11 protein-coding genes and 1 pseudogene are annotated in these 10,762 nt (G+C 65.7%); 8 read left to right on the top strand and 4 right to left on the bottom strand.

The window, feature by feature from the left end; all coding sequences use genetic code 11:
* Window positions 1-626 (bottom strand): glycoside hydrolase domain-containing protein (locus tag ACRDUX_RS28300; protein WP_526418737.1); only part of this gene is annotated, 626 nt, incomplete at its 3' end.
* Between the two features lie 189 nt (window positions 627-815).
* Here ACRDUX_RS28300 and fdhA point away from each other — a divergent pair.
* From fdhA to ACRDUX_RS28315, 3 genes are all read left to right on the top strand, one after another.
* Window positions 816-2,033 (top strand): formaldehyde dehydrogenase, glutathione-independent, encoded by a 1,218-nt coding sequence (gene fdhA, locus ACRDUX_RS28305; protein WP_526418739.1) that lies wholly within the window; start codon window positions 816-818, stop codon window positions 2,031-2,033.
* A 59-nt stretch (window positions 2,034-2,092) separates the two neighbouring features.
* Window positions 2,093-3,610, top strand: a complete 1,518-nt coding sequence (gene glpK, locus ACRDUX_RS28310; RefSeq protein ID WP_526418741.1) for a glycerol kinase GlpK — start codon at window positions 2,093-2,095, stop codon at window positions 3,608-3,610.
* Window positions 3,611-3,686: 76 nt separating this feature from the next.
* A complete protein-coding gene (locus ACRDUX_RS28315; RefSeq protein WP_526418757.1) occupies window positions 3,687-4,427 on the top strand; it encodes a 5'-methylthioadenosine/adenosylhomocysteine nucleosidase in 741 nt (246 codons plus the stop codon).
* 15 nt (window positions 4,428-4,442) lie between these two features.
* On the opposite strand, the gene ACRDUX_RS28320 is transcribed toward ACRDUX_RS28315, so the two are convergent.
* Window positions 4,443-4,841 (bottom strand): heme-binding protein, encoded by a 399-nt coding sequence (locus tag ACRDUX_RS28320; protein WP_526418743.1) that lies wholly within the window; start codon window positions 4,839-4,841, stop codon window positions 4,443-4,445.
* A gap of 264 nt (window positions 4,842-5,105) precedes the next feature.
* Between ACRDUX_RS28320 and ACRDUX_RS28325 the strand changes: the two genes are divergently transcribed.
* A complete protein-coding gene (locus ACRDUX_RS28325) occupies window positions 5,106-5,819 on the top strand; it encodes an MIP/aquaporin family protein (RefSeq protein ID WP_526418745.1) in 714 nt (237 codons plus the stop codon).
* A gap of 5 nt (window positions 5,820-5,824) precedes the next feature.
* Here the strand turns inward: ACRDUX_RS28325 and ACRDUX_RS28330 are convergent, their stop codons facing one another.
* Window positions 5,825-6,433: a response regulator transcription factor gene (locus ACRDUX_RS28330; RefSeq protein WP_526418747.1), complete on the bottom strand. Its 609-nt coding sequence runs from the start codon at window positions 6,431-6,433 to the stop codon at window positions 5,825-5,827.
* Window positions 6,434-6,642: 209 nt separating this feature from the next.
* On the bottom strand, window positions 6,643-7,416 hold the full coding sequence (locus tag ACRDUX_RS28335) for a (2Fe-2S)-binding protein (RefSeq protein WP_526418749.1): 774 nt from the start codon (window positions 7,414-7,416) through the stop codon (window positions 6,643-6,645).
* A gap of 169 nt (window positions 7,417-7,585) precedes the next feature.
* Between ACRDUX_RS28335 and ACRDUX_RS28340 the strand changes: the two genes are divergently transcribed.
* The 4 genes and pseudogenes from ACRDUX_RS28340 to ACRDUX_RS28355 form a co-directional block, all read left to right on the top strand.
* Window positions 7,586-8,014, top strand: a complete 429-nt coding sequence (locus tag ACRDUX_RS28340) for a diol dehydratase small subunit (protein ID WP_526418751.1) — start codon at window positions 7,586-7,588, stop codon at window positions 8,012-8,014.
* A 10-nt stretch (window positions 8,015-8,024) separates the two neighbouring features.
* Window positions 8,025-9,749 (top strand): propanediol/glycerol family dehydratase large subunit, encoded by a 1,725-nt coding sequence (locus ACRDUX_RS28345; protein WP_526418753.1) that lies wholly within the window; start codon window positions 8,025-8,027, stop codon window positions 9,747-9,749.
* A gap of 2 nt (window positions 9,750-9,751) precedes the next feature.
* On the top strand, window positions 9,752-10,342 hold the full coding sequence (locus ACRDUX_RS28350) for a propanediol/glycerol family dehydratase medium subunit (RefSeq protein WP_526418755.1): 591 nt from the start codon (window positions 9,752-9,754) through the stop codon (window positions 10,340-10,342).
* Window positions 10,343-10,356: 14 nt separating this feature from the next.
* Window positions 10,357-10,762 (top strand): annotated as a pseudogene (locus tag ACRDUX_RS28355) (diol dehydratase reactivase subunit alpha); the annotation flags it as partial.

A 10,762-nucleotide genomic window follows, 5' to 3' on the forward strand; every position in this document is an offset into this window, starting at 1 on the left:
GTGCTGGAGTGCCCGATGACGTCGTCTCCGATCGCCCACGCGCATGCCAGGGAACTGCCGTAGATGCCCGTGCGGTCGGCACCGAGCACGGAGTTGATCCCTCGAAACCATTCGACTGCGATCATGCTCCACGTGTCGCGGTCGATGTCCTCGTCGAGGCTGAAGAAGACCGGCGCCCCGTCCCCGCCCCCGGCCGCGGCGTGTAGCTGCAGAGCCGTCTGCGCGTCTGCCACGCCGCCGTCGTAACCGCGGGTGTAGTCCGATGGGGTCGGCCACCCAGGCTTGCCGTACTGGTAGTTGCTGACGACGTGCAAACCCGCGGCGCGCAGCGCGTCGGTATACGCTCGGGTGACGGGCTTGAAGTCGAAGTTCGCGCCCGGCCGAGACTTGGCCACGTAGACCACGGCCCCCGCATAGCCTGCCGCGGAGATTTGCTCCGGTGGCACTAGTCGGTCCGCGAAGTCGATCAGCTTGACGTCGGCAGCTGACGCGCTCGGCCCGTCGAAGCTTGCCGCCAGTGCGCCCAAGCCCACTAGGGCCGGCGCTGAGAGCGCATATGTGAGGACCTCGCGTCGTGACGCGAATCGTGGTTCGCCTCGGGCGGGTGGCGTTGGCGAATCCGGCATCGAGCGATGGTACAAAGATCCGTCGGCGCCCATGAGGGTAGTCGCCAAAGCGGGGCCGCCCTAGACCAGTGGTGAGGTTTTCGCCGATGTCGGTTCAACGGCGAGCAGTCTGCCTACGCTTGGTCTCAAGGACGCGCGGGCACAACGGAGAGCCCGGTGCGGACACCGCGAGTCCGATTGGGAGAACCCATGAGTGGCAACCGGATCGTCGTGTACAAGGGCCCTGGCAAGGTGGCGGTCGAGTCGATCGACTATCCCAAGCTCGAAGTGCCTGCCGAAGTGGCCAGCGCGATGGGGATGAGCCGCAAGGCCGACCACGGTGTCATTCTCAAGTGCGTGTCGACCAACATCTGCGGCTCTGATCAACACATGGTGCGCGGCCGCACCACCGCGCCGGTCGGACAGACTCTCGGACACGAGATCACCGGCGAAGTGGTCGAGAAGGGTTCCGACGTACAGTTTCTGGAGGTCGGCGACATCTGTTCGGTGCCGTTCAACATCGCCTGCGGTCGGTGTCGCAACTGCCGTGAGCGGCTGACCGGGGTTTGCCTGAACGTAAACCCGGCGCGGGCCGGATCCGCCTACGGCTACGTCGACATGGGTGGCTGGCTGGGTGGTCAGGCCGACTACGTGTTCGTGCCCTTCGCCGACTTCAACCTGCTGAAGTTCCCCGACCGCGACGCGGCACTCGCCAAGATCCGAGACCTGACGATGCTGTCGGACATCTTTCCGACCGGCTACCACGGCGCGCTTACCTCGGGCGTGACAACCGGGTCCACCGTGTACGTCGCTGGCGCCGGGCCCGTCGGCCTGGCCGCCGCGTACTCGGCACAGTTGCTCGGCGCCGCGGTCGTCATCGTCGGTGACCTCAACGCCGACAGACTCAAGCAGGCGGAGTCCTTCGGCTGCGCGACGGTCGACGTCAGCGCCGACGCCTCACTCGAAGATCAGATCGCCAACATCCTCAACACCAACGAAGTCGACTGCGCGGTCGACGCCGTCGGGTTCGAGGCCAGTGGGCACGGCCACGACGCGGGCGAGCAGCCTGCCGCCGTGCTGAACTCGATCATGAACCTCACCCGCGCCGGGGGCGGCCTTGGCATTCCTGGTCTGTACGTCACCGGTGATCCCGGAGCCGCCGATGCCGACGCCAAGGACGGCACGTTGAAGGTCCGCCTCGGTCTCGGTTGGGCCAAGAGCCACAGCTTCTACACCGGACAGTGCCCCGTGCTGAAGTACAACCGGGGGTTGATGATGAGCATCCTGCACGACAAGGCGCACATCGCCGATGCGGTGAACGCCACGGTCATCTCGCTCGACGACGCTCCTCGTGGCTACGCTGAATTCGACTCAGGGGTGGCGGAGAAGTTCGTCCTCGATCCGCACGGCATGGTGCCCGCGGCCTGATCGGCGCCGCCGTCGATGTCGACGGCCGACGCACATGACGAGTAGGCAAGGGAGCATCCGTGGCAGAGTTCGTCGTTTCGATCGACCAGGGGACTACCAGTACGCGGGCGATGGTCTTCGACCATGGCGGTGCCGAGGTGGGTCGTCATCAGCTCGAGCACGAGCAGATTCTGCCGCGGGCGGGTTGGGTGGAGCACAACCCGGTGGAGATCTGGGAGCGCACTGCGTCGGTGTTGACGTCGGTGCTCAACAGCACTGATTTGCAGCCGAGCGACCTTGCCGCGCTGGGGATCACCAACCAGCGGGAGACCGCGCTGGTGTGGAACAAGCGCACCGGCAGGCCGTACTACAACGCGATCGTGTGGCAGGACACCCGCACTGATCGGATCGCGTCGGCATTGGACCGCGACGGCAGGGGCGACGTCATCCGCCAGAAGGCCGGTCTGCCACCGGCGACGTATTTCTCCGCAGGCAAGGTGCAATGGATCCTGGAGAACGTCGACGGCGTCCGCGAGGCCGCGGAGAAGGGTGACGCGATCTTCGGCAACAGCGACAGTTGGGTGGTGTGGAACCTGACCGGTGGGCCGCGCGGCGGTGTGCACGTCACCGATGTCACCAACGCCAGCCGCACCATGCTGATGAACCTGGAGACGCTCGACTGGGACGAAGAGTTGTTGTCGTTCTTCAACATTCCGCGCCAGATGCTGCCGGCGATCAAACCCTCCTCCTCGCCGGACCCGTACGGTGTGACGCTGGCGACCGGTCCGCTCGGTGGCGAGGTTCCGGTGACCGGGATCTTGGGTGATCAGCAGGCGGCGATGGTGGGACAGGTCTGTTTGGCGCCCGGGGAGGCGAAGAACACCTATGGCACGGGCAACTTCCTGTTGTTGAACACCGGCGAGAAGATCGTCCGGTCGTCCAACGGGTTGCTGACGACGGTGTGTTATCAGTTCGGTGACGCGAAACCCGTTTACGCCCTTGAGGGTTCGATCGCGGTGACCGGGTCGGCCGTTCAGTGGCTTCGTGATCAACTCGGCATCATCAGTGGTGCGGCGCAGAGTGAATCGCTGGCGCGGCAGGTTTCCGACAATGGTGGGGTGTACTTCGTGCCCGCGTTTTCGGGATTGTTCGCGCCGTATTGGCGGTCGGATGCGCGCGGTGCGATCGTCGGGTTGTCGCGGTTCAACACCAATGCGCACGTGGCGCGGGCGACGCTGGAGGCGATCTGCTACCAGAGCCGTGACGTGGTGGATGCGATGGAGGCCGATTCCGGGGTGCATCTGGAGGTGTTGAAGGTCGACGGAGGTATCACCGCCAACGATTTGTGCATGCAGATCCAGTCCGACGTGCTGGGTGTGGAGGTGGTCAAGCCGGTGGTGGCCGAGACCACGGCACTGGGTGCGGCGTATGCGGCGGGTTTGGCGGTCGGGTTCTGGGAGGATCCGGAGGACTTGCGGGTGAACTGGCAGGAGGGCAAGCGTTGGACACCGTCCTGGGACGACGAGCAACGCGCCACCGGCTACGCGGGTTGGCAGAAGGCCGTGCAACGCACCCTGGACTGGGTCGACGTCCAGTGATTTCGGCGCGCTCCGTTGCGCGCACCGCAACCGAGCGCGCCGAAATCACGGGGGGACAGGCGTTGGGACCGTTGGGATCATCTGTGCCATCCCCGAGGAGTTGACGCATCTGCGCGCCGCCCTGCCCGACGCCGTGCGCATCGACGTCGGGCAGCACCAGTTCTGGCAGGGTGTGCTCGACGGCCGGTCCGTCGTGCTGGTCGAGGCGGGTATGGGCAAGGTCAACGCGGCCCTCGTCACGACCTTGCTGATCGATCGCTTCGACAGCCGGGCCGTGGTCCTCTCCGGTGTGGCAGGTGGTCTGGACCCCGGACTGCAGATCGGCGACGTCGTCATCGCCGAGCACGTCCTGCAACACGACGCGGGCAGGATCGAGAACGAGCGCCTCGAGGTCTACCAGGCCGGCCACGTCTCGTTCATCAATCCGACCGACGCCCTCGGCTACCGCGTGAGCCAGGAGATGCTGGCCCGCGTTCGCCAGAGGCTCGACGGCATCGCCCTGCCGCCGTTACCGCGTGCGGCGGGTGGATCGGATCGGCCCTCGCGGATCACCTACGGCACAGTGCTGACCGGTGATCAGTACCTGCACTGCGAGGTCACCAGGCAACGGCTGCATGGGGAATTCGGCGGGCAGGCGATCGAGATGGAGGGTGGTGCCGTCGCCCAGGTCAGCGAGTCGTTCGGCGTCCCCTGGCTGATCATTCGGGCCCTGTCCGACCTCGCGGGGCGTGATTCGGCCATCGACTTCGCCGCGTTCGCCGAAGTGGTCTCGGCTGCGTCGACAGGCATCCTGCGACGGATCCTGCCGATCATCTAGGGCCCCGTACCTCGGTCAGAGCGCGGCGACGCCGGCCTCGGCGACGCTCGTGTCCTGCTCGACGCTGCCCGCACTGACGCCGATCGCCCCGATCACCACGTCGTCGACCGTCAACGGGATGCCGCCACCGAAGATCACCATGCCGCCGGAGGTCTGTTCCAGCCCATACAGTTCCGCGCCGGGCTGTACGAGCGGCATGAGCGCGCTGGTGGGGGCGTTCATCAGTATCGAGGTGCGCGCCTTGCGGATGGAGATGTCGATGCTGGCCTTGATGGATCCGTCCATGCGAGCGAACGCCACGAGATGGCCGCCGTCGTCGACGACGGCGATGTTCATCGGCTGACCTATCGCGATGGCCTTCTCGGTCGCGGCGGCTACCACTTTCGTTGCGGCTGAGAGGGTGATGGCAGTCATTGACGGGCCTTTCGAATGGATGTTCCTGCAACGGATTTGAACGCGGCATCGGGCAGGATGGGGCGGGGACCTTCATCACCCTATCCAAAAGCTCACCCAAGGGTCAGCTCCTGCCCATTCGTCCGGTGAGTTAAGGGACCGGGACACGTCGGGAACGCCACGGACCGGGCAGTTGCGAAAAACACTGACAGTGCACGTTTGGCGTGATCCTGGCCGTCCAACCCAGGAGGCGTTCAGCGGCGACCGTTAGAGAGGTTGTGGTCAGTGTCGAATATCGACATCTTCATCTGGGAGTTCTTGGGCACCGCGGTGCTTTGTCTCCTCGGTAACGGCTCGATCGCCGCGGTGATGTTGAAGAACTCGTACTCCCATGGCGGCGGCGGCGATTGGCTGATCATCGTGCTTGGTTGGGGCTTCGGCGTCTTCGCCGGTGCGAGCATCGCCGCCCCGTCCGGAGCCCACATCAATCCGGCGGTGACTTTCGCGGTGGCCATCTCGGGCGGGATCCCGTGGTCGTCGGTCCCGGTCTACTGGGCGGCCCAGGTGCTCGGTGGCATCGTCGGCGCCTCGTTGTGCTGGGCGGCGTTCAAACTGCAATTCGATGCGATGGACGATAATTCGGGGACGCGTGGCATCTTCTGCACCTCTCCGTCCGTGCGTCGCATCCGCTGGAACATCGTCACCGAGGTCATCGCTACCTTCGTGCTGGTCATCTTCATCCTGGTGAATCCGAAGATCAACGAGACGCTGGGTTATGCCGCCGTATCGTTCGTGGTGATGACGATCGGCTTCGGGCTCGGCGGCCCGACCGGATACGCGATCAACCCGGCCCGCGATCTCGGACCCCGCATCGCGTACTGGTTCCTGCCGATCAAGGGCAAGGCCGGCCCCGACTGGGGGTACTCGTGGGTGCCGGTGCTCGGCCCACTCATCGGAGCAGCGGCAGCCGCGGCGCTGGCGCATGTCCTGCCGTCATGAGCGGTTCACCCGTTGCGGCCGCGCAGTGCCACCGACACCAGCGCCGCGCGCTTGTGCACGTCGAACTTGCCCATGATGTTGTGCAGATGGAATTTGACCGTCGCCTCGGAGATGAACAGCTTGGCGGCGATCACGCGGTTGTCCAGTCCGTCGGTGAGCAGGCTCAGCACCTCGCGCTCCCGTCGCGTGAGCATCCGCGACGTGTCTGAGTCGGAGTCGCCGCCTCGCGAGCGCAACTCCTCGATGAGCGCGTTGGCGCTGAAGGCGTCGAGTGCCATCTGGCCTTCGACTACTCGCTGGACGGCGCTCAACAGATCCGCCGACGGCGATCTGCGATCGACGAGGGCATCCGCACCGGCCCGGATCAGTTCCGCGGTGTGCGACGGCCCGTCCTCCCGGTCGATGACGACGATCACCTTCGGCACGGGATCGAGCTCCGCCAAGAGGGAGGACAGGGCCAGGCCGCGATCGGCGCCGACCACCAACAGTTCCGGCAGCAGCGCACGGAGACGGTCGGTGAGTCCCGCGCCATGGCGCAGATCGCCGACGAACTGCACGCCGCTGACTTGCGACACCACGTGCACCAGGCCGTGCCGGAGAAGCTCGTCGTTCATGACGAAGACGGTCCGCAGAGGCGCGCGTTCGGCGAGAGTGATTGGTATGTCGGCGATTCCGCGTGGATGACCAGCCTCCGGCCGAAGCCGGCCGGTGCGAGTCGATGAATAACTGGTCTGGGTCAAAGCCATGTCGTGCTCCATCCTGCCGATCAGCGGGCCGAATGTTAGCCCGACGCTCGTTGCAGCGACGTTGCACCGCGGTGAACTCACGGCCGAGCGCGCCGACCTGGCGGGTCTGACTCCGAGAGCACGCAGTCGCCGCAGAGTCCCGAACCCGGCGCCTGGTAGAACAGGCAGCAGTTGCTCCTGAGGAACACCCCGCGCGCGAGGGTTGCCGTTCCGTTGAGGTGTTCGGTCTCCAATAGTGCGCCGATCAGGGCCCGGCCGGATGCCTCGTGTCGTGGTTGGGACATCGACAGGACCGTCACGGCACCGTTCGCGGCCGAGATGACGTTGCCCCACGTCACCCGCGGTGACAACGACGTCAACGATCGCAGTGTCTCGTTGAGGGGAGCGAAGATTGCGGTGAGCACCGATGCCGAGATCAACGCCGCCGCACGCTGCGGCGTCGGCGCCGCGACCCACTGCAGATCGGTCGCGCCGAACTGCGGAACGTGACCCGTCGTCGAGCGCCACGTCACCGACCGCAGGTCGAGTAAGGGCAGCACGCCAAGACAGGTGGCGGCCCCGACTACCGGAGAGAGAAGTCGCGCCGCGATTCCCAATTGGAACGACGACGCCGCCACCTTGACGGGAATGTCGCTGCGATCGCATCGCGCCGAGGTGGCGATGGCCTCTCGCGTGCGACCGACGAACTCCGTGACCGCCGCATCGTCGAGCAACAGCGACAGTGACCTGCACGGCTCGCCGTCCTGGACGGCAAGGCCGAAGTATTCACCGAGCTCTGCGGTCTTCGCCAGATACGTCGCACCGTCGAGCTTCGCGGTGGGTCCGCCCTGCGGCGCTGGGATGGCGGTCATGGTCGTTTCACGCTAACCAAGCCGCGGCGCCGGGGTGGCGCCCCGACCCGCGCGGATCGCTGCAACGGTCCTGCAACGTGACACGAGCCACAATGGAGTGGGCGTGACCAGCCGTGTCACGCATGTGGACGTCGGGTGGCATCAGCCGCCCCTCACCTTGGAGAACTGCATGACGCAACCGAGCCTCGATCCCGAGGTCGACTATCCGCTGAGTGTCCACCGCAGGGACTTGCTCTTCACCCCCACCGGCAAGTCGATCGACGACATCACCATGGAATCGGTCGTCTCCGGCGACGTCGGGGCCACTGACCTGCGCATCACTCCGGACACGCTGCGGCTGCAGGCGCAGGTGTCGGAGAAGGACGGAAGAAGGCAGCTGGGTGCCAACCTGCGGCGGGCCGCGGAAATGACCGCGCTCACCGATGAACGGGTGCTGGAGATCTACAACGCCTTGCGGCCGAACGCATCCACGAAGGCCGAACTCGAATCCATCGCCGATGAGTTGCAGTCTCAGTACGACGCGACCCTCCTCGCGGAATTGGTGCGGGAGGCGGCCGACGTCTATGAGCGACGCGACATCCTGGCGACGAGCGAGTAGGAGACAGAGCATGACGGCAGAGCCAATCCACAGTCCCGGTGCCGCCGGAAACGGAGTGAGGCATTCCGCTCGAACCCAGATCCTGGAGGATCGCCCGGTCAATCTGGACGGATTCGTCGAGGAATGGCCCGAGGTGGGCATGGTCGCGATGGACAGCGCGTTCGACCCCGAACCCAGCGTGCGGGTGGAGAACGGCCTGATCGTGGAGATGGACGGCACCGAACGCGCCGACTTCGACTTCATCGATCAGTTCATCGCCGACAAGGCCCTCGACGTCGAGACCACCGAACAGTCGATGGCGTTGCCCGCCGACGAGATCGCTCGCATGCTGATCGACCCTGGCGTGACCCGCAAGGACGTCATCGCCGTTACCGGCGGTCTCACGCCCGCCAAGCTGCTCGCCGTCGCCAAGACCCTGAACATCGTCGAAATCATGATGGGCATGCAGAAGATGCGCGCCAGGCGCACGCCTGCCAATCAAGCGCACTGCACCAGCGCGCGAGACAACCCGGTGCAGGTCGCCTGTGAGGCGGCAGAGGCCGCACTCCGCGGATTCGCCGAGGTGGAAACGACTCTGGGTGTCGTGCGTTACGCGCCGCTGGTGGCGATGGCACTGCAGATCGGCAGCCAGGTCAACCCCGGCGGCCCGCTGACTCAGTGCGCACTCGAGGAGGCGACCGAGCTGGATCTCGGGATGCGTGGGATCACCGGCTACGCGGAGACCATCTCGGTGTACGGCACCGAACCGGTCTTCGTCGACGGCGACGACACGCCATGGTCGAAGGCCTTCCTGGCCGCGGCGTATGCCTCACGCGGGATCAAGATGCGCTTCACCTCCGGCACCGGATCCGAGGTGCAGATGGGCAACGCGCAGGGAAAGTCCATGCTGTACCTCGAGATTCGCTGCATCCTGGTTGCCAAGGGGGCCGGCGTGCAGGGACTGCAGAACGGCTCGATCTCCTGTATCGGCGTGCCGGGAGCGGTCCCGGCCGGCATCCGTGCGGTCGCCGCCGAGAATCTCATCGCCTCGGCGGTGGATCTGGAATGCGCCTCGGGCAACGATCAATCGTTCTCCCATTCGGCGATGCGCAGGACGGCCCGGCTGATGCCGCAGATGATGCCGGGAACGGACTTCGTGTGCTCGGGTTACTCCGCAGTTCCCAACTACGACAACATGTTCGCGGGCTCGAATCTCGAGAGCGACGACTTCGACGATTTCAACACCATCCAGCGGGACCTGCAGATCGACGGTGGGCTGCGGCACGTGAAGGAGTCCGACATCCTGGCGGTGCGAACCCGCGCCGCCAAGGCACTGCAGGCCGTGTTCCGCTACCTGGACCTGCCGCCGATCAGTGACGCGGAGATCGATACCGCGGTGTACGCCAACGGCAGTCGCGAGCTCATCCCGCGCGACGTGCTCGAGGACCTCAAGGGTGCCCAGCAGGTGATGGATCGCAACGTCACCGGTCTGGACCTGGTGAAGGCCCTCGAGTCGACAGGCTTCTCCGATATGGCCGAAAACCTGTTGTCCGTTCTGCGCCAGCGGGTCTCGGGCGATCTGCTGCAGACCTCGGCGATCATGACGCCGTCGCTGGAGCTGCTGTCGGCCGTCAACGACGCCAACGACTATGCAGGCCCCGGCACCGGGTATCGGCCGTCCGGTGCCCGCTGGGAAGAGATGAAACGGCTACGCCACGTGACGAGCGCGTCGAACCCCGAATTGGAGGTGGAATGAGCGTGTCGGTCGATTCGGACGGCGGTCAGCGGACGATCTCGTTCACCGAGGTCGGGCCTGCCGAGCGGGGCAAGCGTTCCGACGAGGTGGTGATCGCGATATCGCCGGGCTTCGGTGGCCTCTTCACCCAGACGATCGTCGGGCTGCCGCACGCCGACGTGGTTCGTCAGATTCTCGCAGGCATCGAGGAGCAGGAAGTCAGCGCCAGGATCATCCGGATCCAGCACAGTTCCGATCTCGCACTGATGGCGCACACGGCGGCCAGGCTGTCGGGATCGGGAATCGGGATCGGGATTCTGGGCCGCGGAACGTCGATGATCCATCAGCGTGATCTGCCGCGGCTGTCGAGCCTGGAGCTCTTCCCGCAGTGCCCACTGCTGACGTTGGAGACGTACCGCAACATCGGCTCGAACGCCGCGCAATACGCCAAAGGCGAGTCGCCGGAACCGGTTCCGACGCTCAACGATCAGATGGCCCGGCCCCGCTGGCAGGCCAAGGCTGCCCTGCTGCACCTCAAGGAGACCGAGCTGGTCCGCAAGGGAGCACGTCCCGTCGAGGTGATGCCGGAGTTCTCCGCAGCAGCGGTCGGTTAGTCGGGGTCGACTTGGTGAAGACGGTCGTCGGCGTCGACATCGGCAACTCCACCACCGAGGCGAGTCTTGCGACGCTCGGCCCTTCGGGGACGGTCGACTACGTCGGTTCGGCACTGACGCGGACGACGGGCGTCAAGGGCACGGTCAAGAACGTCGACGGCGTCGCAAAGGCGGTCACGTGGGCACTGGAGGGTGCCGGTGTCGGGCTGGCCGAGCTCGACCTGATCCTTCTCAACGAGGCGACGCCGGTCATCAGCGGGCTGGCGATGGAGACCATCACCGAGACCATCATCACCGAGTCGACCATGATCGGACACGACCCTCGCACCCCTGGCGGGCGGGGCCTCGGGGTCGGCACCATCGTCACCTTCGAGGCACTGACCGAAACCGGGGCGGGGACACCGGTGATCGTCTTGGTGC

The organism is Mycobacterium sp. (assembly GCF_050701675.1).
Taxonomy (GTDB): Bacteria; Actinomycetota; Actinomycetes; order Mycobacteriales; family Mycobacteriaceae; genus Mycobacterium.